Source organism: Pyxidicoccus sp. M6 (assembly GCF_055568925.1).
On record NZ_CM145714.1, the window covers coordinates 13238184 to 13261653 of the forward strand.

General features: G+C 70.4%; 16 protein-coding genes. 8 read left to right on the plus strand and 8 right to left on the minus strand.

The features are described 5' to 3' along the window. Positions 1 to 3: 3 nt before the first annotated feature. Complete coding sequence (locus tag ACVTJA_RS52445; protein WP_465832475.1) at positions 4 to 1479, minus strand: M48 family metallopeptidase; 1476 nt, start codon at positions 1477 to 1479, stop codon at positions 4 to 6. Further along, positions 1467 to 3587, minus strand: a complete 2121-nt coding sequence (locus tag ACVTJA_RS52450) for a tetratricopeptide repeat protein (RefSeq protein WP_465832477.1) — start codon at positions 3585 to 3587, stop codon at positions 1467 to 1469. The genes ACVTJA_RS52445 and ACVTJA_RS52450 overlap by 13 nt, the downstream gene beginning before the upstream one ends. 236 nt (positions 3588 to 3823) lie before the next feature. Here ACVTJA_RS52450 and ACVTJA_RS52455 point away from each other — a divergent pair, with 236 nt between their 5' ends. Continuing rightward, entirely contained in the window at positions 3824 to 5965 is a 2142-nt protein-coding gene (locus tag ACVTJA_RS52455; protein ID WP_465832479.1) for a YfbK domain-containing protein, read from the plus strand. Positions 5966 to 5973: 8 nt separating this feature from the next. Here ACVTJA_RS52455 and epsH read toward each other — a convergent pair whose 3' ends face one another. Beyond that, complete coding sequence (epsH, locus tag ACVTJA_RS52460; protein WP_465832481.1) at positions 5974 to 7281, minus strand: exopolysaccharide biosynthesis glycosyltransferase EpsH; 1308 nt, start codon at positions 7279 to 7281, stop codon at positions 5974 to 5976. Between the two features lie 56 nt (positions 7282 to 7337). Between epsH and wzy the strand changes: the two genes are divergently transcribed. After that, positions 7338 to 8942 carry an exopolysaccharide repeat unit polymerase gene (gene wzy, locus ACVTJA_RS52465; RefSeq protein WP_465832483.1) on the plus strand — a complete coding sequence of 535 codons (1605 nt, stop codon included), beginning with the start codon at positions 7338 to 7340 and terminating at the stop codon, positions 8940 to 8942. Between the two features lie 3 nt (positions 8943 to 8945). Here wzy and mgtE read toward each other — a convergent pair whose 3' ends face one another. The 3 genes from mgtE to ACVTJA_RS52480 form a co-directional block, all read right to left on the minus strand. Beyond that, the gene (gene mgtE, locus ACVTJA_RS52470) at positions 8946 to 10265 is read right to left on the minus strand and encodes a magnesium transporter (protein ID WP_465832485.1); all 1320 of its coding nucleotides are present in this window, start codon (positions 10263 to 10265) and stop codon (positions 8946 to 8948) included. A gap of 549 nt (positions 10266 to 10814) precedes the next feature. Continuing rightward, on the minus strand, positions 10815 to 12377 hold the full coding sequence (gene epsF / locus ACVTJA_RS52475; RefSeq protein ID WP_465832487.1) for a response regulator EpsF: 1563 nt from the start codon (positions 12375 to 12377) through the stop codon (positions 10815 to 10817). 148 nt (positions 12378 to 12525) lie between these two features. Further along, positions 12526 to 12981 carry a hypothetical protein gene (locus tag ACVTJA_RS52480; protein WP_465832489.1) on the minus strand — a complete coding sequence of 152 codons (456 nt, stop codon included), beginning with the start codon at positions 12979 to 12981 and terminating at the stop codon, positions 12526 to 12528. Positions 12982 to 13279: 298 nt separating this feature from the next. Between ACVTJA_RS52480 and ACVTJA_RS52485 the strand changes: the two genes are divergently transcribed. Then, positions 13280 to 15703 carry an ABC transporter permease gene (locus tag ACVTJA_RS52485; RefSeq protein ID WP_465832491.1) on the plus strand — a complete coding sequence of 808 codons (2424 nt, stop codon included), beginning with the start codon at positions 13280 to 13282 and terminating at the stop codon, positions 15701 to 15703. Between the two features lie 42 nt (positions 15704 to 15745). Here ACVTJA_RS52485 and ACVTJA_RS52490 read toward each other — a convergent pair whose 3' ends face one another. Continuing rightward, entirely contained in the window at positions 15746 to 16621 is an 876-nt protein-coding gene (locus ACVTJA_RS52490) for an NmrA family NAD(P)-binding protein (RefSeq protein WP_465832493.1), read from the minus strand. Positions 16622 to 16805: 184 nt separating this feature from the next. Between ACVTJA_RS52490 and ACVTJA_RS52495 the strand changes: the two genes are divergently transcribed. Then, a complete protein-coding gene (locus ACVTJA_RS52495) occupies positions 16806 to 17744 on the plus strand; it encodes a LysR family transcriptional regulator (protein WP_465832495.1) in 939 nt (312 codons plus the stop codon). 86 nt (positions 17745 to 17830) lie between these two features. Here the strand turns inward: ACVTJA_RS52495 and epsE are convergent, their stop codons facing one another. After that, a complete protein-coding gene (gene epsE, locus ACVTJA_RS52500) occupies positions 17831 to 19054 on the minus strand; it encodes an exopolysaccharide biosynthesis GT4 family glycosyltransferase EpsE (RefSeq protein WP_465832497.1) in 1224 nt (407 codons plus the stop codon). 278 nt (positions 19055 to 19332) lie between these two features. Here epsE and ACVTJA_RS52505 point away from each other — a divergent pair, with 278 nt between their 5' ends. The 4 genes from ACVTJA_RS52505 (at position 19333) to epsC (ending at position 23416) form a co-directional block, all read left to right on the plus strand. Further along, a complete protein-coding gene (locus tag ACVTJA_RS52505; protein ID WP_465832498.1) occupies positions 19333 to 21183 on the plus strand; it encodes a M48 family metallopeptidase in 1851 nt (616 codons plus the stop codon). Positions 21184 to 21308: 125 nt separating this feature from the next. Beyond that, positions 21309 to 21836 carry a hypothetical protein gene (locus tag ACVTJA_RS52510; RefSeq protein ID WP_465832500.1) on the plus strand — a complete coding sequence of 176 codons (528 nt, stop codon included), beginning with the start codon at positions 21309 to 21311 and terminating at the stop codon, positions 21834 to 21836. Then, positions 21833 to 22849 carry an exopolysaccharide biosynthesis glycosyltransferase EpsD gene (gene epsD / locus ACVTJA_RS52515; protein ID WP_465832501.1) on the plus strand — a complete coding sequence of 339 codons (1017 nt, stop codon included), beginning with the start codon at positions 21833 to 21835 and terminating at the stop codon, positions 22847 to 22849. The genes ACVTJA_RS52510 and epsD overlap by 4 nt, the downstream gene beginning before the upstream one ends. Before the next feature lie 9 nt (positions 22850 to 22858). Beyond that, on the plus strand, positions 22859 to 23416 hold the full coding sequence (epsC, locus tag ACVTJA_RS52520; RefSeq protein WP_465832503.1) for a serine O-acetyltransferase EpsC: 558 nt from the start codon (positions 22859 to 22861) through the stop codon (positions 23414 to 23416). Positions 23417 to 23470: the final 54 nt, after the last annotated feature.

Consider the following 23470-nt stretch of genomic DNA (forward strand, 5'->3'; position numbering starts at 1 on the left):
GCCCTACCCCGCCGCCGAGCGCTGCTCCGCGGCGGACTCCAGCACCTCGCACGCCTCCAGGTACTGCTCCTCGGTGAGCGCGCCCGCGGCGAGCCGCTCGACGATGGCGCGCGGCTCCACCGAGACGTCGTCACACGTCATCCGCAGGTACGCGCCGGGACGCAGCTCGGGCGTGAAGCCCCGGTGCGCCAGCGCCGACTCGAGCCACCCCACCAGCAACTGACGCACGCGCTGACGCTGGCCCTCCGGCGACAGCAGCTCGATGCCCGGCGGGCGGATGCGCCTCCACAGCGCCTCGCCCTCCTTCAGCAGCTCCGGCAGCGCCCGCAGCGACATGCCGCGCGGGTCGATGGGCGAGCCCGCCCACTGCTTCCGCATCTCCGGCAGCAGAATCTTCTCCGGCAGCTCCTCCCACGTCAGCGCCACCATGGCGTCGGAGACGGCGCGCTCGAACCACGCGTCCTCCGCCGCCCGCTCGCCTCCGAGCAGCTCCAGGCACCCGGACAGCGGAAGCGTGGGCTCGGCGGCCCCGGAAGCCCCACCGCGCCCCAGCCCGCGCAGCCGCTCCTCCAGCGGCGGGTGCGAGTCCCACGGCGAGGGCGGACGCTCCAGCACCTCGCGGAGGCTCTCCTCCACGTCGTGGCGCCGGCGCGTCTCGGCGACGAAGCGGCGGAACCCCTCCAGCATCGGCACGCGCACGCGCTGCTGGAAGAGGGGCATCAGCTCATGGCTGAAGTAGGCGCTCCACCGGGGGCCCAGCACGTGCACCTTGCGCAGGGCCTCGGCCGCGGGCGCGGGCCCGACGAGCGACGCCGCGAGCGCATCCGCCGCCAGCTCCTGCTGCCGGGACACCGTGCCCGACATGCGCAGGAAGAACCGCCCGTACAACTGGAAGGGCACGTCCAGGAAGAACGCCGAGTCCTCCAGCGAGTCCACCGCCAGCGCGATGGAGCGGCGCGTGCGGTACACCCACGGCCCCAGCGAGAGGTCACCTCCCGTCTGGTGGCCGTACTCGTGCGCCAGGACGGACGCCAGCTCCTCGCGGGTGAGGAAGGCGAACAGCGGCAGGCCGATGCCCACCACCGGCTCGCGCTTCAGCCCCAGCCAGCGCCGCTCCATGCCGATGAAGGCCGTGGCCTCGCCGGACAGGTACACCTTGCGCGGCGCGGCCGTGCCCGCGCGGGTGGCCACCTGGTCCAGCAGCGCGAAGAGCTCCGGGAAGGCCTCGCGCGACAGGGGCTTCGCCTCGCTGCGCTCGCTGCTGAACCAACCTCGCGGGCGCAGCGCCCACAGCACCGTCACCGCGCCCAGGCCGGCCAGGATTCCGCCCAGCCCCGGCGAGCCCGTGTAGCGCGCCTCGGCGACGGGCACCCAGAGCAGCGCCCCCGCGACGGCCAGCCCCAGCAGCCAGAAGCCCGCCCACAGCACCACCGTCAACGCCGCGCGCCGGGCCAGGCCCGGAGGATTCACAGGCTCCATGAGGAAATCGCCTCGGTGACGGAGCCGTGGAGCCAGTCTTCCTTCCGCGCCTGCTCGACGAGCCGCTGGCGCTCGTCCTCCGGCAGCGACGCGTTGCGAGAGCGGATGAAATACGCCGCCGCGCGGATGTCCGGCGTCACCTCGTTCACGTCCAGCGACGCGCGCTCCCCGCGGACGAAGCGCCGCAGGTCCTCCAGCTCCATGGGCCGCAGGTACGGAGCGCCGGCCAGGGCACGCTCGCTGTCCGCCGCGCCGGTGCGCACCGCCTCGCCATACGCCAGCGCCCAGGCCTCCTCCGTCATGACGGAGAACTCCTCCAGGGTGACGCTCGACGCCACCTTCAGCGCCTCCTTCGGGTCCTTCCCAATCACCTGCATCAACCGGCTCCCCGGCACGGTGGGGTCCTCCTTCACCTGCAGGTGGGCACGCAGCCGCAGCCAACCGAGCTCCCGGCCCTCGCTTTCGCTCTCCAGCGCGGAGATGAGCGCATCCGGCTTCGCCCGGCCGGCGCGCGCCGCCACGAGCGCGTAGAGCTCCGCGCACCGGGCCCGCGTGGTCTGCTTCCCGGACTTGAAGACGTCGGACAGCAGCGCGAGCGCCTCCTCGTGGCGTCCGAGCGCGACGAGCGCGGTCGTCTGGGCCTCGATGATGTCCCCCGCCTCCTCCGCGCTCTCGGCGCGCAGCCGCTCCCACAACCGCGTCGTTCCCTCCCAGTTCCCCACGAGGTAGCGGCCGTGCGCCGCCGACCGCAGCAGGTTGACGTCCTGGGGGAAGCGCTCGACGAGCTGCTCCAGGGCGCGCGCGCCCTCGGACCCGCGCAGCAGGCGGACATGGAGGTACTGGGCCGTGGACGAGTCCGGCGCCGTCCGGGCGCGCTCGGCGTACTCGGCCATCATTGCGTCGAGCTGGCCGTTACGCTCGGCGGCCCACTGGTAGGTCCGGTGGGTGTCTGGGTCCTCCGGGTGCGCATCCCGCCACGCCCGCGCGACGCGGAAGAACTCCGCGGGGCCCACGGCAATCGACGCCTGGAGCGCGAGCTCCGCCTCGTCCTTGCCCCACTTCGACAGGCGCGCCGCGGCCTCCGCGAAGGGCAGCGCCTCGCTCGTGCGGGAGTTCCCCATCAGATACCGGAAGCACATCTGGAGCGGGGGCTGCTCCGACATCGCGATGCCCAGGCGGGTGCGGACCACCCGGCTGCCGCTCGACGGGAGGTCGACTGTTTCGGGCGGGTCCCTGAGGACGTAGTCCACCGGCCCCAGCTCCACCAGTCGCTGCCCGCAGAACACCGTCGACGGGTAGTTCTTGTCGTCGTCCTCGCTGGGCCGCTCGCTGTAGACCACGCTCGCCAGGTAGAGGGGCATGGCGCCCGCGACGTTCCACGCGAGCACGCCGGCGTGGGACGTGACGTTCAGCTCCATCGCGTCCACCTCCGTGCCGTTGCGCGTGACGGCGCGCGCCTGCTGCGTGCCCATGGCCACCGGGAAGGAGACCACCTGTCGCGGAGGGACGGTCTGCTTCGCATCGCCCACCGTGACGACGAGCGTCTCCTCGAAGCCGTTGGCGATGTGCACGTCGCGGTAGCGCGAGGCATGGAAGGCCCGCGCCGCGCCCGTGGCCACCAGGGCGATGACGGAGAGCGCCACCGCGCGGCTCCACAGCCACGGCAGCGTCCCCATGGGCACGCGCGCGAAGAACGTCCACGAGCGGCTCAGCGGATTGCCGCCGCCGTCCCCCGGACGCACCACGTAGGCGCCGAGCGGGAGCAGCGGAATCACGAAGAGCGCCACCAGCGTGTGCGTCGCGATGGAGGTGCCGTCGTGCGGGTCCGGCTCCGCGCCGCCGAGCAGGGTGGCGCCGAAACCATTGAGGGTGCCGAGGAAGAGGCTGTTGCCCTTGAGCGGGCGGGCGAAGAGGCGGCGCCGGCGCAGCAGCGTGTCCAGCACCTCGCGGTGCGAGCGCAGCCTGCCGAGCCACCGAGCCCACATGAGCGCCCGGTACACCTTGAACGGGTCACCACGCTCCACCGCGCGGCGCACCCTCGCGTCCTCGCACAACGCCCGCAGCTCCGGGATGCGCTGGAGCAGCCCCGATGGGTCTTCAATCATCATCGCTCTGTCTGCCTTTTCCCCTGGCACGCGCGAGCCGAGGCCGGGTGCCAACGACAGACTATCCACAAAGCATGCCCTCTTGAGGAGCCCCCTCCCTCGAAGGTCGTGAAACCTGCCCCGGAATTCATGGACTCACAGCCATGATGGAACCGTGATGAAGCGCGGAACGCCCCGTGCGGACCGGCGCGCGTGTCTTCCGGAACATGGCCACCTCCCGCTTCACCGAGGTGGCACCGATGCAATTGCTCTCTCGCAGCCTGCTCTGCGGTCTCCTGCTGACGACGGCGCCCGCCGTGGCCCAGCCGGATGCCGGCGCCGAGTCCAGCGTCATCATCGGCACCGTCATCGATGCCCAGAGCCGGCAGCCCGTTCCCGATGTCGTCGTCACCGCGACCTCGCCCAACCTCCAGGGCGAGCAGACGGCCGTCACGGATGCGCAGGGCAACTACCGGATTCCGCGGCTCCCACCGGGCGTCTACACGCTTCGGTTCGAGAAGGAGCAGTACAAGACGTACACGCGCACGGACGTCCAGCTGCGCCTCAAGCGCACCATCCGGGTGAACGTGGAGCTGCTGCCCGAGTCCTTCATTGAGCCGCCGCAGCCCAAGGCCACCGCTCCGACCATCGACGTGGGCGGTTGCGGCATGTCCGTGGGCGTCAACGTGGACCAGGAGTTCATCAAGCGCATCGCCGTGGCCCGGCCTGGCGACAAGGCCGGTGCGGCCCGCTCCTTCGAGTCCCTGGCCGAGCTGGCGCCCGCCGCGGAGTCTGACAGCCACGGCGTGTCCATCAACGGCGCGACGGCACCGGAGAACGGCTACGTGGTGGATGGGCTGTCCACGAGCGACGACACCTACGGCATCAACGCGAGCCCGCGGGTGGCGAGCGCCCCTCCGCCGACGCCGTCCCGCATCCGCACGTCCGAGCGCACCGCGCCGCCCGACGGCGGCACGTTCTTCGACATGTACTTCAAGGGCTACGGCGTGAATCCGACGGTGGCGGCGGAGGAGGAGCGCTTCTCCACGTTCTCCGTGGACACGGACACGGCCTCGTACGCGCTGACGCGCGCGTACCTGGAGCGCGGGGGGCTGCCGGACGAGCAGGCCGTGCGAGTGGAGGAGTTCGTCAACAGCTTCGACTACGGCTACGAGGCCGAGCCGGACGCGCCCTTCAGCGTGCACGTGGAGGGCTTCCCGTCCCCGGCGCGCAAGGGCTACCAGGTGGTGCACCTCGGCGTGAAGGCGCGCGAGGTGACCGCGCAGCAGCGCAAGCCGAGTCACCTCGTGTTCGTCATCGACGTGTCCGGCTCCATGGCGGGAGAGGAGCGGCTCGGGCTGGTGAAGCGCGCGCTGAGGCTGCTGGTGGACGCGCTGGACGAGCGGGACCGGGTGTCCATCGTCGTCTACGGCACGCGGGCGCGGCGGGTGTTGGAGCCCACGAACGCCACGCAGAAGGAGCGACTGCTGCGCGCCATCGACAGCGTGCGGAGCGAGGGCTCCACGAACGCACAGGAGGGGCTGGAGATGGGCTACGCGCTCGCGGCGAAGCACCTGGTGAAGGGGGGCATCAACCGCATCATCCTGTGCTCGGACGGGGTGGCGAACAACGGCATCACCGACGCGGACGGCATCTGGGCGCGGGTGAAGGACCACGCGGCGAAGGGCATCACCCTTTCCACCGTCGGCTTCGGGATGGGCAACTACAACGACGTGCTGATGGAGCGGCTGTCGCACGTGGGCGAGGGGAACTACGCGTACGTGGACCGGCTGGAGGAGGCGCGGCGCATCTTCGTGCAGAACCTCACCGGCACGCTGCAGGTGGTGGCGAAGGACGTGAAGCTGCAGGTGGAGTTCGACCCGAAGGCCGTCGTGCGCTACCGGCTGATTGGCTACGAGAACCGGCTGCTGACGAAGGAGCAGTTCGCGGACGACAAGGTCGACGCGGGCGAGGTGGGCGCGGGGCACAGCGTCACCGCGCTATACGAGGTGAAGCTGCGCGAGCCCGGCGCGTCCTTCGGCACGCTGCGCATCCGGTACAAGGCGCCGGAGGGCGGGGACTCGAAGTTGATGGAGAAGGCGCTGCCGGTGTCGCTGCTGCGAGCGGCGTACGGCAAGGCGGCGCCGCCCACGCGCCTGTCGTACGTGGCGGCGGCGTTCGCGGAGAAGCTGCGCGGCTCGTACTGGGTGCGGCCGCTGTCCTACGACGGGCTGGTGTCCCTGTGGGAGGAGGTTGGCCAGCCGCTCAAGGGCCGCGAAGACGTGACGGAGCTGGGCGAGCTGATCCGCAGGGCCCGCGGGCTGGATCAGCGCGAGGACCGGTTCGAGCGCTTCGCCCCGGTGAGCACCATGGACTTCGACCGCGTACCCACGGTGCCTTGACGCGTCCGTCAGTCCGCCAGCGGCATGCCCCAGTCCGGCTGCCCGCGCTCGCCGAGCAGCCAGCGGTACACCTCCGCCACCTGCTCGGCCTTCGCCTTCCACGTGAAGTACTTGAAGACGCGCTCCCGGGCGCGCTCGCCCATGGGACGGATGACGGACGGGTCCGCCGCCAGCTTCGCCAGCACCTCGCGCACCCGCAGCACGATTTCCTCCGGCGTCCCTATCGGAATCGCGAAGCCCGTCGCCGGGCTCACGATTTCCCCCGGCCCGCCGTAGTCCATCACAATCGGCACCAGCCCCAGCGCCATCGCCTCGCACACCACCGCGCCGCCGAACTCGCGCACGCTCGGGAAGCCGAAGACGTGGTTCTTCGCCAGCCGCCCCTGCAGCTCCGTGTGCTTCACCCACCCGGCGAACGTCACGCCCTTCTCGATTCCCTCACGCGCCGCCTGCGCCTTGAGGTTCGGCATCTCCTGCCCGTCGCCGATGTACTCCAGCACCACCTTGCCCTCGCGGATGAGCGGCGCCGCCGCCTCCATCAGCATGGCCATGCCCTTGTACGGCACGAAGCGCCCCACGAAGGCCACCCGCAGCGGCAGCTCCACCGGGCCCTCCGACTTCGCCGAGCCGAAGCGCCTCGGGTCGATGGCGTTCTCCGGGATGTAGACCGTCTTCGGCTGCCACTGCGCCGCAATCTGCCCGCGCGTCGCCCGCGAGCCGGTGAGGATGGCCGACGCGTTCTCCCGCGTGGACTTGTAGAAGGGCATCAGCTTGTACGCCTCGCGCACGTAGCTCAGCCACTCCTTCTCCCGCCGCCGCGCGCCGCCGAAGCCCTTGGGCCACGGCAGGCCTCCGTTCAGCGGCCCCATCATGAAGGGCACTCCCGCCTTCTTGCAGCGCGCCGCCAGCGTGCTCGGCGTGGTGGGGCTGATGGGCGTGTAGCGGTGCACCAGGTCGAACTCCCGCGCCTGGATGCGCGCGCCGAAGCGCTGCCACAACACCTCCTCGAAGTAGTAGTACGGCAGCGCGCTCAGCGCCGTGGCCGTCGTCCAGCCCACGCCCGCGCTGCCGCGCAGCAGGCTCCCCACCTTGTCGAGCGGCTTCTCCACCGGCGTCGAGTCCAGCGCGGTGAAGCCCGAGCCCTCCTGCACGCCCTGCTTGAGGATGTTCTCCCGGTTGCGGACGTGGGTGACGAGGTGCACGTCCGCCACCTCGGTCAGGGCCCGGTAGAGCGACCACCCTTCCAGCGGGACGCTCACCCAGTCGGGGTTGCACAGCTCGGCAATCAGGAGGACGCGAGGACGGGAGGCAGGCATACGTGCCGCTTCATCTATCCCAACCTGCCCCCAAGCTGTAGCCTCCCCCCGCTACGATGTACTCCCCCGAGCGCCCACCCTACCTGCGCTACCTCGCGCTCATCGGCTTCCTGGTGCTCGCCACCGTGGGAGGGGGGGCCATCCATCCCGTCGTCGCCCTGGCCCCCGTCCTCGGCGTCACCGTGGTGTGGGTCATCCTCAAGATTCCCATCCGCTACCCCGTCTTCGCGGTGACGTACCTGACGCTCGCCGTGGACTACGTGGCCGAGCGCCCCCAGTCCGGCCTGTGGGAGTCGCCCCTGCACCCCCTGGGGGAGCTGCTGTTCGCCCAGCTCAGCTACATCACCAAGATTGGGGCGCTGCGGTTTCCCCTCATCGACGTGCTCATCGTCGGGCTGATGGGGCTGGCCATGTACCGGCGGGTGACGAAGTCCACCATCGACCCGCCGACGCCGCCCATGCCCCGGCCGCTCGTCGCGGTGACGGCGCTGTCCCTCATCGCCCTCTTGTGGATGGAGGTGCGCGGCGTCGCCCGCGGTGGGGACTTCAAGCAGTCCCTCTGGCAATGGCACCAGGCCGCGATGATGCCGTTCATCGTGGCCATGTACCACTATGCCCTGCGCGGGCCGCAGGACTGGCCCACGCTGTGCCGGGTGGTCATCGCCGCCGGCATCACCAAGGCGCTGGTGGGCAGCTACTTCGCGCTCGTCATCGTCCCCGCCCTGGGCGTCTTCGTGGAGTACACGACGTCCCACTCGGACTCGATGACGTTCATCTTCTGCCTCCTCGTGGTGCTGCTGCGCTTCATCGAGAAGCCGAAGGCGGCGCACCTCATCAAGGGCCTGGGCGTCATCGCCATCATCATCACGGGGATGGTGTTCAATGACAGGCGCCTCGCCTACGTGAGCCTCGTGGGCTGCCTGCTGGCCGCGTTCCTCATCAACCCGTGGACGCCGCTCAAGCGCCTCATCGTGCGGACGCTGCCCTTCCTGGCCCCCATCATCGCCGTGTACATCGCGGTGGGGTGGAACCGGCCCACGGGCATCTTCGGGCCGGTGGACACCATCAAGTCGCTGATTGAAGGCCAGGGCGGCGAGGGCAACCTGGACTACCGCGACATCGAGAACCTGGACCTCATCGCCACGTGGGCGCAGTTCCCCCTCCTCGGCACGGGGTATGGACACGAGTTCCTCCTGCCCGTGCCGCTGCCGGACATCGCCTTCGTGTTCCCCCAGTACCGGTACCACCCGCACGACTCGCTACTGGGGCTGTTCGCCTTTGGAGGGATGCTCGGCTACACGGGCGTGTGGATGTACCTCGCCGTCACCGTGTTCATGGCGGTGCGCGCATACCACCGCAGCGACGTCTCCGAGCACCGCGCGTGCGCGATGATCATCGTCGGCATCGTGGCCACGTACATCAACCAGGTGTTCGGGGACATGGGCATCATCTCGTACATCTGCACGTTCCTCATCTCCATGTGCGTGGCCATGTCGGGGAAGCTGGCGGTGCTCTCGGGGGCGTGGCCCATGCCCAACAGCACGCTGCTGCCGCTGGCGCCGGCCGCGCCCGTGCCGCCGCCCGGGGCCATTTCCCTCCCCAACGAGGATGGAGTCCCGACGCCCGCCTCGAGCGCGAGCTACGGCCGGCGGCAGGCCTGAGCGCTACAGCAGCGCGCCGCGGAGGACGAACTCGGCGGTGGTGAAGTAGATGACCAGCCCGCTGACGTCCACGAGCGTGGCCACGAAGGGCGCGGACGCGCTCGCGGGGTCGAAGCCGCAGCGCCGCAGCACGAAGGGCAGCATGGAGCCGGACAGCGTGCCCCACATCACCACGCCGAGCACGGACAGGCCCACGGTGATGGCCACCTTGGTGGCGTGCTCGCCGTAGCTGTGGAAGGCGGCCTGCCAGAGCAGGATGCGGATGAGGCCCACCACGCCCAGCACCGCGCCCAGGGCGAAGCCGGACAACAGCTCGCGCCGCATGACGCGCCACCAGTCCTTGAGGCGCACCTCGGTGAGGGCCAGCGAGCGGATGATGAGCGTGGAGGCCTGGCTGCCCGCGTTGCCTCCCGAGGAGATGATGAGCGGCACGAAGAGGCTCAGCACGACGGCGCGCGCGATTTCCTCCTCGTAGCGGGACATGGCGGTGGCGGTGAGCATCTCCGACACGAAGAGCACCAGCAGCCAGCCGGCGCGCTTCTTCAGCATGGCGACGAAGCCCACCTCGAAGTAGGGCGCGTCGAGGGCCTCCATGCCGCCGACCTTCTGGATGTCCTCGGTGGCCTCGTCCTGGACGACGCTGACGATGTCGTCCACGGTGACGATGCCCTTCATCCGGCCCTCGGCGTCCACCACGGGGATGGCCGCGAGGCCGTGCTCGGCGAAGAGGCGGCCGACGACTTCCTGGTCCGTCTCCTCCGTCACGGTGACGAGGTCCGTGCGCATGACGTCTCGCACCACCTTGCCCGGCGCGGCCTGGAAGAGCTGGCGCAGCGAGACGACACCGAGGAGGTGCTGCTCGGCGTCCAGCACGTAGCCGTAGTAGACGGTCTCCACCTTCTCGCGGGCCTGCTTGCGCAGGTAGGTGAGCGCCTCGTCGATGCTCGAGTCTGGCCGCACGCGGACGAAGCGGGGATTCATCAACCCGCCGGCCTCGTCCTCCTCGTAGGCGAGCAGCGCCTGCACCTCGCGGCGGGAGGTGTCGTCGAGCAGCGCGAGGAAGGTGCCGCGCTCCTCCGGCGGCAGGTGCTGGATGACGTCCGCCGCGTCGTCGGGCGCGAGCACCCGCATCCATGTGCGCCGCTCTCCGGGGAGCAGCGCCATGAGGAGCCCGGCCTGCTCCTGCGGGGAGAGCGTGAGGAAGAAGTCATCCGCGCTCGCGGGGGGCAGCAGGCGGAAGCCCTCCACGCGGTCGCGAGGGGACAGCACCGGCCAGGCGTCCCGCAGCTCGTCTTCGAGGATGGGCTCCGTCTCCGGGCTCACAAGTCGCCTCCACCCACGCGGCCGGGCAATGCCGCCGCATGGCTCGCCTTCAATCACGGAGGCACGCGGGAGGGAACCGTTTCGCGCCGCCCCGGCACGGGGTGTCCTGATGGATACGGACAGGCCGGGACGGGGTGAATTGCTTGGAGCAGCGAGCAGGCGGGCGCGCGGGCCTCAAGCCAGGGGAATCGCGACAGCCCCATACGTGGCGGAGCGCACGGGCGCGGCCTCGGCGCCGGGCACGGGCAGGTGCTCCAGCTCCAGGTCGATGTGTTTCGCCTCGGGGATGGCCTTTGTCCCTGGACACAGGTGCCCGGTATGCCATCAGCACCGACGGTCGCATCCTGCGGCGCAGCTTCGGCGCGGAGCCCGACGAAGTTCCCACTCCAGCGCCATCCGATGCCGGGCCTTCAGCGCCCCCCTCGGAGCCTGACCTCACTCCGGGCTCCCTTCAGGACATGCCTTCAACAGGCGTGAACCCGGAGTCGCCTGAAGGGCGAACTCCCCCACCCGGCAGCGCTGATTCCGGCGTGCCCTGATTCCCCGCGCTCAGCCCGTCGGCAGCACGACGTGGAAGGTGCTGCCCTCGCCCTCGCGGCCGGAGGACTCCGCCCAGATGCGCCCGCCGTGGCGCTCGACGATGCCCCGCGAAATCGCCAGCCCGAGCCCCAGCCCGCCGTAGGAGATTCCATGCGCGCGACTGAAGCGCTCGAAGATGTGCTCCAGCTGCTCCGTCGGAATCCCCAGGCCCCGGTCCATCACCTGCACGTGCACCTGCCTCGGCTCCTCGCGCGCCGTCAGCCGCACCGGCCCGCCTCCGGGGGAGTATCGCAGCGCATTGGACAGCAGGTTGGTGAACACCTGCTCCAGCCGCTCGCGGTCTCCGTGCAGCCGCAGTGACTCCGGCGCGTCCAGGCCGATGGGGTGCGCCTCCGACATCGGCTGGAAGTGCTCCACCACGTCACGCAGCAGCAGCGCCAGGTCCACCTCGCCCCGCGTCAGGTGCAGCTCGCCCAGCTGGAGCCGGCCCACGTCGAGCAGGTTCTCCACCAGGCTCGCCATCCGATTCACGGTGCGGTGGATGCCTCGCAGCGCCTTGTCCACGCCCGGGTCCATCCCCGCGCCCGCCATCACCTTCGCCAGGTGCGCGTAGCTCCGCGCCGCCTGCAGCGGCGTGCGCAGCTCGTGCGCCGCCATGGTGAGGAACATGTCCTTGGCCTCGCTGGCCTCCTTCAGCACCTCCACCGCGCGCCGCGCTTCGTGGATGTCCGTCGCCGTGGCAATCCACCCGACGAGCTCGCCCTCCTCGTCCCGCTCGGGCAGCGTGCGGCCCAGGAACCAGCGGTACTCGCCGTCCCTCGCGCGGCGCAGCCGGTACTCCGCCTCCAGCGGGTGGCCCGTGCGCAACGACGAGACCCAGGCCTCGTGCACACGCGGCCGGTCCTCCGGGTGCATGAGGCGGTGGTTCTCCTCGCCGCGCCGCGCCTGCGCGGGCGTCAGCCCCGCGTACTCCAGCCAGCCGCGGTTGGCGTAGCTGACGGTGCCGTCCACCAGCAGCGCCCACACGAACTGCGGCATCGAGTCCACCAGCCGCCGGAAGCGCAGCTCGCTCTGCCGCTCCAGGACGTGGCGCTCGCGCTCCCACAAGGCCGCCTCCTGGGCTTGCAGGCGCCGCTGCTGGCGGTGCAGCGCGACGAAGGCCTCCACCTTCCAGCGCAGCACGTCCGGGTTGAACGGCTTCACCACGTAGTCCGCCGCGCCCGTCGTGTAGCCGTGCACCAGGTGCGACTCGTCACGGCTGTGCGCGGTGAGGAAGATGATGGGCGTGTAGCGCGTGCGCTGACGCTGGCGGATGAGCCGCGCCGTCTCGAAGCCGTCCATGTCCGGCATCTGCACGTCCAGCAGGATGAGCGCGAAGTCCTCGCGCAATAGCCACCGCAGCGCCTCGGGGCCCGAGGACGCCCTCACCAGCCGCTGACCGAGCGGCTCCAGGATGGCCTCCAGGGCGAGCAGGTTCGCGTCGTGGTCGTCCACCATGAGGATGCTCGTGGCGGCCGGCTCGGCCCGGACGGAGACATTCGCGATGAGCGGCTGGGAGCCTTCCAACGACATTGCCTCCCTTCTCTCTTCTCGCTGAGAACCTCGCGGTAATCAGCGCCGGTCCTGCCGACAACGGGCCCCCGAGACTCCGCCTCCGCGACGGACGAGGCGGGAAGGACTGCCCGGTCAGGTCCCCTCATTGTGTTCCTGCCCCCGGGCGTCAGCCAGTCCTCGGCCGCGCGTTACATACCCGGAGCGAAAAAGCCCCCCGGGAATTGTTCGAGACCGCACCGCTCGTGTGGGAGGGCATCCGGACTTCACGGATTTGGGATGACCTTGAGGACGCCCTCGGGCCGGGGCGGGTGCTCCGCGAAGAAGAGGGCCAGTCATCCTCGCGCAGCTCGCGCACGGTGACGGGCGCGTCGTGGGGGCCCCGGCCGGCCAGCTCGTTGAGGCGCACGTGCAGCCAATCCGTCAGCGCGAGGCTCGCCTCCGTCTCCAGCGACGCGCAGGCACCGTCACTGCCGGGACAGATGCCGAACTTCTGCGCGTCCTTCTGGTTCAGCCGGCCGAGGATGCGCATCAGCGTGAAGACGCTCACGAGGAGCGCGCCGAGCACGATGCTGACGCAGCAGCTGCCCAGCGCGAGGAACCCTTCCTCGCTCGCCGCGGCCATCAGGGGCCACATGCGTTCCGGAGAAGAAAGCAGAACGGCGCACATGCCGGAGGAGCAGGTGCACCGCCCGTCACGAAGGCGACGCACCTGGGCTTGCGCTGTGCAGGTGCGCGACTGCCCGGAAGTGGGACCCGCATTCCCAGGTCCGGTCAGGCCCACCCGGCAGCGGGGCGCCGTCCACCGGCCCGCCCCTCGGGTCGTGCCGCTCCGGAGACCATGAGATGGTGGCATCCGCCTTGCTCATCGGGCCCCCAGGAGCGAGCCCGCCCCCGGTGCTCCTTCCTCACCTGGAGCAGTCATGGACACCGTCGCGCAGGACCTCCGTCAGGCCTTCCGCAAGCTTCTCAAGAGCCCGGGCTTCCTGTGTGTCGCGGTCCTCACCCTGTCGCTGGGCCTGGGTGCCAACACCGCCATCTTCAGCGTGGTGAATGCGGTGCTGCTCCGGACCCTGCCCATGGCGGACGCGGATTCGCTGGTGCGCGTGTTCCACCTGCACCAGCGCGGCAGCACCCTATCGTCCTCGGGGCTCGACTACCTCGACATGCAGTCGCAGAACCGCTCCTTCAGCGGAATGATGGGAGTGGACGCCACCGACATCAGCCTCACCGGCCCGGGCGGAGACCCCGAGCGGCTGCAGGGCGCGCAGGTAACGGCGGGCTTCTTCCAGGTGCTGGGGGTGCAGCCGCTGCTCGGCCGGGGCTTCCAGGCGGACGAGGACCAGCCCGGGAAGGGCAAGGTGGTGGTGTTGGGGAACACGTTGTGGAAGCGCCGCTACGGCGGTGACCCGGACATCGTCGGACGCACCCTCACGGTGAACGGCGAGCCCTACACCGTGGTGGGCGTGGCACGGCCCGGCTTCGCCTTCCCGGACCAGGCGCAGCTCTGGATTCCCCTCACCTGGGAGGGGTCCAACATCGACCCCGGCAACCGCGGCGCCCACTTCCTGAGCGCCTATGGGCGGCTGAAGCCGGGTGTCACGCTGGAGCAGGCGGGAGCGGACCTGCTCGCCCTGTCGAAGCGCCTGACGGAGCAGTACCCCGAGACCAACACCGGGCTCACGACCCTGCTGAAGCCCCTGCGCGAGGAGCTGGTGGGGGACGTGGAGCCGGCGCTCCTCATGTTGCTCGGCGCGGTGGGCGTGGTGCTCCTCATCGCCTGCGCCAACCTCTCCAACCTCCTGCTGGCACGCGCGGTGGGCCGCGAGGGGGAGATTTCGGTGCGTCTGGCGCTGGGGGCCAGCCGGGGCCGCATCATCCGCCAATTGCTGATGGAGAGCCTGGTGCTCTCGCTGGTGGGGGCCTGCGGCGGCCTGCTGATGGCGGGCTGGGGGCTGGACCTGCTGGTGATGCTCGCCCCCCGGGACCTCCCCCGGCTGGCGGAGGTGTCCATCGATGGCCGGGTGCTCGCATTCACGTTCGTGCTCGGACTGGCGACCTCCCTTCTCTTCGGCCTCGTGCCGGCGCTGCAGATGTCCCGCGTGGACCTCCAGCGCGTCCTCCGCGAGAGCGGCAGGGGCGCTGGCGGACGCGGCAACCGGACGCGCCACCTGCTCGTCGTCGGCGAGATGGCGCTGGCGGTGATGCTGCTGGTGGGCGCGGGGCTGCTGTTGAAGAGCTTCATCCGGCTTCAACAGGTGGACCCGGGCTTCAAGGCGGACCGGGTGCTGGCGCTCGACCTGGCGCTGCCGGAGACCACGTATCCCTGGGCCAGCCCGGCGGTGCAGACCTTCTATGACACGCTGCTGGAGCGGGTGCGGGGCCTGCCGGGCGTGAAGCAGGCGGGCGCGGCGTTCCAATTGCCCCTGGCGGGCGGCTCCATCGACTCGTCCATCCGGGACTTGTCCAGGCCGCCGCCGGAGCCGGGGCAGGAGACCATCGCGAACGTCCGTGTCGTCACTCCGGGCTACCTGGAGACGCTGCGCATCCCGCTCGTGCGCGGCCGGGTCCTCACGGCGCAGGACACCGCGGCGCAGGGCGCGCGCGCCGTGCTCGTCAGCGAAGAGGCCGCCCGGCGCTACTGGCCGGGAGAGGACCCCATCGGTCGCACCGTGGAAATCGGCGCCAACTTCGGAAATGGCCTCCTCGGAGGGCAGGTGGTGGGGGTGGTGGGAAACGTGCGCCATGAAGGCATCGCCAAGGAGCCGTCTCCGGAGGTCTACGTCCCCTTCCCCCAGGCGCGCCCCAACATGATGCGGCTGGTGGTGCGGACGGAGGGCGAGCCCCTCTCGATGGCCTCCCAGGTGCGCGCCGAGGTGCACGCCCTGGACAAGGACCTGCCGGTCGCCAACGTGCGCGACATGGAGGCCGTCGTCAGCGAGGCCGTCGCCCAGCCGCGCTTCTACATGTTGCTGGTGGCGGTGTTCGCCGGGGTGGCGCTGCTGCTGGCCGCGCTGGGCATCTACGGCGTCGTCACGCACGCCGTCACGCACCGCACGCGCGAGCTCGGCATCCGCATGGCGCTGGGAGCGGACGGGCGGCAGGTGGTGGGACTGGTGCTGCACCAGTACCTGCGGCTGACGGGCATGGGCCTGGCGCTGGGTGTGGGCCTGGCCTTCGCCGCGAGCCAGATGCTGGGCAGCATGCTCTATGGCGTGGAGCGCACCGACCCCATCACGTACGCGGGCGTGGTGGCGGTGCTGGGAGGCGTGGCCATCCTGTCGAGCCTCCTGCCCGCGTACCGGGCGACCCGCATCGACCCCATCATCGCGCTCCGGCGCGACTGAATCCGCGGAGAAGCCACGCGCGGAGCGAGCCGCATCCCGCGCTCAGCCGGCGGCTCGGGCCTTCTCCACCTGCGCGAAGAAACGGGCGGGAGTCATCGTCGCCGCGACGTGCTCGGTGCCGGGCACTCCGAAGTCGATCCACCCCGAGTTGACCCCGTCCAACATCTCCTCGTAGGCACCGGTGGTGCCAGGAGCCATGCCCATGGCTTCCATGCTGGCCGCCCACCTGTCGCGGGGAATCGGCCGCGCCTGGACCGGACGCCCGAGCACCTCACTCATCGCGCGGGCGATGTCGTTCGGGCTGTACCGGGTGCCGAGCTCCAGAACCCTCCTGCCGCTCCAGCCGCCCATCAGCAGCCGGGCGACGAGATTGCCGATGTCCACCGTGCCGACCATCGGCACGGCGCGGTCCGTCGGGGCGAAGAAGCTGTCGAGATACCCGGTGGAGGCCACCCTCCCGAGACCGTGGACGTAGTTGTCCAGGAACGAGCCGGCCCGGACGAAGGCGGTGGGAAGGGGCAGGCCGTCCAGCGCTTCTTCGAGCAGGTGGGTTGAGGTGATGAGCCCGAGCCCGCTGCGCTGCTGCGAGCCGAACGAGGACAGCACCCCCAGTCGCTGCGGAGGCGCCCGGCGCAGGGCCTCGCGGAAGCTCGCGCTCAGGGCCTTCGCCTCCGCGAAGTCCGGCCCCGGAGCGAGGACCGGGGGCACCATCAGGAAGGCGCCTTCGACTCCCTCCAGGGCCCCGGCGACGGCAGCGACGTCGTTGAAGTCTCCCCGGCGGACCTCCACGCCCTTGCGTGACCACTCCGCGGCCTTGAGCGGCTCGCGGACCAGCGCGCGCACCCGATGCCCTTCTTCCAGCAACCGCCGTGCAGCCGCGCCACCGACCTTGCCGGTGATTCCCGACACGAGAAACATGAGCTGAGTCTCCTCTCCACCTCGGCGGCGCTGGGGTGTCCCAGGCCGGCCGCGTGTGTCCTTCCGTGCGGCCCACATGGCCACACGGGTGACTCGCCGGCTTTGCGCCGGTGTCTTCACGCACCGATACGTAGCCCGTGTCTCCACGCCGCATTAGTATGCGTTTCTGAAAGCGATTGATGCCATGGATGCACGAATCGATTTGGACCTGAATGACGTCGCGCTCTTCGTGCGCGTCGTCCAAGCGCGCAGCTTCACCGCCGCCGCCCGCGAGCGCGGTGTTCCGGGCTCGACGGTGAGCCGGCGCATCGCGCGGCTCGAGTCGGCGCTCGGCATCCGGCTCCTCGAGCGCACGACGCGCAGCCTTCGCCTCACGGATGCGGGGCGCACGTACTTCGAACATGCCGAGCGGGCGGTCGACGACGTCTGGCAGGGGACGGACCACGTGCGCGAGCTCCGCAAGGAGCCGCGCGGCCGTGTGCGGATTCTCGCCCCCGTCGTCCTCGGCGCCTCCGTGGCGAATGTCATCTACACCTGCCTCGCGAAGCATCCAGGCGTGTCCATCGACCTCGAGCTCGATGAGCGGCGGGTCGACCTGCTCGCCGAGGGTTACGACCTCGCGATTCTCACGGGGAAGGTGGACAGCAGCTCCGACTTCGTCGCGCGCGAGCTGTGGCGGTCTTCGCGGAAGCTGCTCTATGCGAGCCCTCGCTACCTCGATGCGCGCGGCAGGCCGCGGCGGCTGGAAGACCTCTCACGCCACGACTGCATCGCGACGCGCGCGACCGATGGGTTCGCGACGTGGACGCTCACCCGGGGTCGCCACAAACGGCGAATCACGTTCGCGCCGCGCTTCTACGTGAACGAGTTCTCCGCCGCCCACCGCGCGGTGCTCGCCGGAGTCGGCATCGCGATGCTCCCGGAGGTGCGCTGCACGGAGGACGTCGCCGCGAAGCGGCTCGTCCGCGTCCTCGACGGCTACGAAGGCGAGTCGGGCGGTGTCCAGCTCCTCTATCGCGCCCACCGCTCGCTGACCGCTGCGGTCCGTGCGTGCATCGACCACTTCCTCGCGGAGCTGCCGGCCACCGACCCGTCCCGCATCGTCCACAAGGGGCGAGCCTGAAGCACGAAGGCCCCGCGGCACATGCCGCGAGGCCCCCGTGAACCACACAATCCCCGCCGCCGGGCAGGGCCTTCGCTTCAGCCCGCCTATGCAGCCCGCCGGAGCATCAGCGCGAGCATGTCCGCGCTGCGCTCGCTGCTGAACGTCGTCTCCACCTTGCGCCGGCCGGCCTCGCCCAGGCGCTGGGCCTCCTGCGCGTCCTTCGCCACGACCTGCAGCTTCTCCGCGAGCACTTTCGGCTGCGCCGGCGGAACGAGTAGGCCGTCCCTGCCGTCATCCACCAGCTCCGGCACGCCGCCCGCGCCCGTCACGACGACGGGCACGCGCATGGCCATGGCCTCCATGATGGCCACGCCCAGCGGCTCCTGGAGGCTGGCCAGCGAGAAGATGTGCGCACGCTCGATTTCACCGCGCACCTTGTCCTCGCTCACCGCGCCCAGCAGCGTCACCGCGTCACCGAGCTTCGTCTCCGCGAGCTTCGCCTCCAGCACCCTGCGGTACGTGGTGCCGCCCGCCTCGTCCTCGCCGGCAATGGACAGCCGCGCGTCGATGCCCTTCGCGCGGAGGAAGCCCACCGCGTCGATGAGGTCCGCGTGCCCCTTGCATGGGTTGAGTCGGCCGCACGAGAAGATGCGCAGCGGCCCCTCGCCCGTCCACGGCGTGTACGGCACCGAGCGGTTGAACTTGCGGAGCTCCACGCCCATGGGCGCCAGCTCGATGCGCGGCGGCAGCGCGCCGGCCAGCTCGTGGTTCACCTCGCTGAGGAGCTTCTTCGTAATCACGAAGGCGAACTTCGCGTGGCGCCACTTCTCCTTCTGGTTGGGGCCGTAGTCGTCCAGCGGCCCGTGCAGCGTCAGGCTGTAGGGCAGGCCCGACAGGAGGTTGGCGAAGAGCGCCACATGCGCCGCGTTGGCGCACGAGTGCACGTGCACGTGCGACCAGCCGTGCTCACGCGCCATCGCCGCGAGCCGCCCACCCATGACGGCGTAGGCGAGGAGCTGCGCGCGGCCCTTCGCATCCAGTCCTTCCGCGCGGGCAATGGACGCCAGGCACCGCGCCCAGCCGCCAGGCATGGCGCGAGCCATCTCCGCGGCGGCCTTGGCGACGCCCAGCGCGCCCGACGGCGAGAGGTACTCGGTGCGTGCCATGGCCTCCTTCGCCCAACTGTGGCTGATGATGCGCGCGGGCGGCGGACGGGTGGACACCAGCTCTGGCGATACACCCTTTCCTGGCAACGCCTGCAACTCGCGCCAGAAAAAGATATGCGTTTGACCAGGAAACTCGGGAATCAGGTAACCAATCTTCGGCACGAGCAATGATTAACATGTATCGCCGCCAGCGCTTACCTGCCTGCTTATGGGTAGAGATTGACACAGACTCTCCGTCAGCCCTGGCCCCAGGCAACGCCTGCAACTCGCGCCAGTCTTGATATGTATTTGACAGGGAATTCGAGTTTCAAACACCCCACCTTCCGCACGAGCGCTTGATTGAATGTCTCGTCGGCGGCGTTCGCCTGCCTGATGAGTGTCCCGGCGGACACCGGGTCTCCCGTCAGCCCGCGCAACACGGTAGCGTCCGGGCGTCCCTCATGAAATCCACCGCATCCGTCCCTGGCTTCCTGCGCGTCTACGCGCTACCCGCCCTCTGGCTCTTCGCCCTCCCGCTGTTCGGGTTGTGGTTCTCCGGCCACGCCATTGGCCGCTATGACCGCGAGGTGCTCGCCTCCATCGAGCGCGACATCTCCGCCGACACGCAGCTCGACGACGCGCGCCGGCAGGAGCTGCTGGAGTACTTCCGCACCGTCCCGGCCTCCGCGGCCTGCCTCTCCGAGGGAGAGGAGCTGGCGGGCTTCCGCAACAGCCTCGGCGAGGCGTGCTCGGACATCCGGCAGTTCGACTGGATGCAGCTCATCGCGCTCGCCTCCGTCGGCCTGGGCATCGCCTCCGCGCTGATTGCCCTGCTGTGCGCGCTGGCGGCGTTCGTCTCGCGGCCCTTCCAGTACGCCAGCTTCGTGGTGGGCTGGAACGTGCTCCGAATCACAGGCGCGCTGCAGGCGCTCGCGCAGGGCGTGCTCGCCGTGTGGCTGTCCTACTGGGTGACGGCGCTGTGGCTCGAGCGCTACTCCCCGAAGCTCATCGGCGTCATCGGCCTGCTGGCGCTCGCGGCCATCGGCCTCGTGGTGATGGCCATCTTCCGCCGCCCGTCGATGGACTTCGAGGTGGAGGCGGAGGTGCTGGAGCCCGCGCGGGCGCCGGACCTCTGGGCGCACGTGCGCAGGCTCTGCGAGCGGCTGCAGACGCCGCCGCCGAACAACATCCTCGTGGGCATCGACACCAACTTCTTCGTCACCGAGCACGACGTGCGCGTCGGGGACCGCACCCTCTCGGGCCGGACGCTCTTCGTGAGCCTGTCCCTGCTGCGCCTGCTGGAGCGCTCCGAGGCGGACGCGGTGCTCGCGCACGAGATGGGGCACCTGCTCGGCGGCGACACGGGCCACAGCAAGCGGCTGTCGCCCATGCTCGCGCGCTTCGGGCAGTACCTGGAGGCCCTCCACGAGGGCGGCCTCACCCGGCCCATCTACCACTTCATGCTCGCCTACCGCGGCCTCTTCGAGCTGTCCCTCGGACACAGCCGGCGCGCGAGCGAGCTCGCCGCGGACCGGCTCGCCGCGAGCATCACCTCGGGCCGCGACATCGCCCGCTCGCTGGTGAAGGTGGGCGCCTACGCGAGCTTCCGCAACCGCGTGGAGGAGGAGCTCTTCTCGCGCAGCCACCAGCATGAGTCCGTGGCGATTGCCCAGCGCGTGGCGGTCGGCTTCACGCACTACGCCCGCTCCGAGGCTGTGCATGGCGACCTGCGCGGCACGACGACGCCCCACCCGTTCGACTCCCACCCGCCGCTCGACGTGCGCCTGGAGAACGTGGGCCAGAAGCTCGGCCCGGATGACGTGGTGCAGATGCTGCTGGAGCCGGCCCAGGACTCGTGGGTGAGCGCCATCCTGGAGGCGGAGGCCATCGAGGCGCGCATGTGGGGCGAGTACGAGGCGCGCTTCGCGCAGGCGCATGACCTGGCGCTCGCGTACCGCTACGTGCCCTCCACCGAGGCGGAGCGCCAGCACGTGGAGAAGCACTTCCCGCCCCTCACCTTCGAGGGCAAGGAGGACGGGCCGGAGGTGAATCTCACCTACGCCGAGGTGAGCAACACGGAGTGGGACGCGCCCGTGCGCCTGGAGGACGTGAAGACGGCCACCAAGGCGGAGCGTATGTTCAAGAAGTACCTGGACCTCCAGGTGCAGGGCCGAGGCCTCTTCAAGGGCACCCGCTCCATCTGCCTGAGCAAGCTCCAGGACCCGGATGCGATGCTCGACGCCTTCGCGCGCTACCTCGGCCGCCACCGGGCTATGGAGGCGCACCAGAAGGAGTCGCAGAACGCCGCGTAGCGCGCCGCCCGGGGTACAGAAGCCGTTGAAATCACTGGGAGCAGGGTGCTTGACACCCGCTCCCCCGCCTGCCCGGGCAGGTCATTGGGCCTCGCCACGGCTTGGGCTATACCGGGCGCCTTCCCATGGCTGCCGACCCCAGCGCACCTCCCAGTCCCACGGATGCCGCTCCGCCTGACAGCTCCGTGCCTTCGCCGGAGCTGCAGCGGCTGTGGTTCGCGCTCGAGCGCCGCGCCTGGTCCTACCTCACCGTCGTCCCCGCCCAACCCGATGGGCCCGCGCTGGAGGCCGCCACCGCCATCCTCGAGGCCGGTGCGCCCTACGCGTACTCGCAGAAAATCCACCTCCAGGACGCCACCGGCATTTCCCCCGCCGACGCCCCGCGCCTCGTCGTCGAGCTCCGCGAGCGCATCGCCCGGGGTGAGCGCGTCGTGGTCGTCGTCGACTCACTCCTCACGCACCCCGCCAGCCTGCCCCTGGCCCTCGCCGCGGACGGCGTCCTGCTGTGCGTCGCGCTGGGGGAGACGCAGTTCGGCGCCGCGCGCAAGACGATGGAGTACGTGGGCCCCGAGCGCTTCGTGGGCAGCGTCATCTTCCCCAAGTCCAAGAAGAAGAAGCCCAAGGCCGCGCAGGACAAGAAGAAGAAGCCATGAGCACCGCTGACCTCACACCCCGCCTCAGCGTCGTCATCGCCACCTACAACCGGCTGCCGCTCATCACCCGCCTGTTGTGGCAGCTCGCGGGCCAGACGCTGCCGCCCGAGGACTTCGAGGTCGTCGTCGTGGACGACGGCTCCAAGGAGCCCGTGCGCGAGCCGCTGCTCGCCCAGAAGCTCCCCTACACCCTGCGCGTGGAGGTGCAGCAGAACGCCGGCGCCGCCGCCGCGCGCCACCGGGGTGTGCTGGCCTCGCGCGGTGAAGTCGTGCTCGTCACCGACGACGACATGCAGGTGGCCCCGGACTTCCTGGAGCGGCACCTCGCGCACCACCCGCCCGGCTCGCGCAACGTGGTGCTCGGCCGCATCCGCCCGGACCCGTCCATCGGCGACATGCCGCTGTTCGAGCGCTGGTACGCGTACCTCAACGGCCGCATGGCGGATGAGCTGTCCGCGCCCGGAGCGCGCGCTCGCGGCAACCACCTCTACACGGGCAACGTGTCCTTCCACCGCGCGGACTACGTGGGCGTGGGCGGCTTCGACAAGTCGCTGGGCCAGTCGGAAGACGTGGAGCTCGGCGTGCGGCTGGAGAAGGCCGGCTGCACCTTCGTCTTCGCGCGCGACGCGTACGTGCTGCATGGCAGCGACCACGTGTCCTTCGAGCGCTGGCTCAAGCGCGCCAACCGCTACGGCATGTTCGACACGCAGGTGGCGCGCAAGCACCCGGACGTGAGCGGCCTCAACCCGTGGCGGCTGCTCTTCGAGACCAATCCGCTCGCCCGCCCGCTGCTCGCCGCCACCGTCGTCGCGCCCGAGGCCACGCGCGTGCTGACGAACACGGTGATGAACGTGGCGAAGACGGCGGACAAGCTGGGCCTGGAGAAGGCCGCCTTCGCCGGCACCTCCGTGGCGTACGGCATGGAGTACCTGCGCGGCGCGCGCAACGAGGCCGGCGGCTGGACGGGCATCGCCCGCGAGGTCGCTCGCTACCTGCAGGGGAAGAAGGACTGAGTGGGCACCATGACGCGAAAGAGTTCGATGATTGGCTCGCTCGTCACGGACGCGCTGGAGCTGGCGAAGGCCGCCAACGGCACCTCGGATGCGAAGTCCATCGCCAAGGTGGTGCTGACGAGCGACTCGTACCGGATTACCGCGCTCAACCGCGCGCGCGAGGCGGCGCTGGCGCTGCGGATTCCCCTGGTCAACCACGTGCTGCGCGTGGCGCAGACGGCGGTGATGGGGATTGAAATCGGCAAGGAAGTGACGCTCGGCAAGGGCGTGTACTTCGTGCACAGCCTGGGCATCGTCATCGGCGGCGACGCGAAGATTGGCGACCGGGTGCGCTTCTACGGCAACAACACCGTGGGCACCGCGAAGGACAACGGCTACCCCGTCATCGAGGATGACGTGTGGATTGGGGCCGGGGCGCGCATCCTCGGGCCGGTGCGCATCGGTGCGCGCTCGCGGATTGGCGCGAATGCGGTGGTGCTCCAGGACGTTCCTCCCGACAGCGTGGCCGTGGGCATTCCCGCCCGCATCTTCCCGCGCAAGGACCAGGACGACGACGTCGCGCTCTGAAGCACCACGGGGGAGCGACCTCGGGGGGAGACGAAGCAGATGGAGGACGGAGTG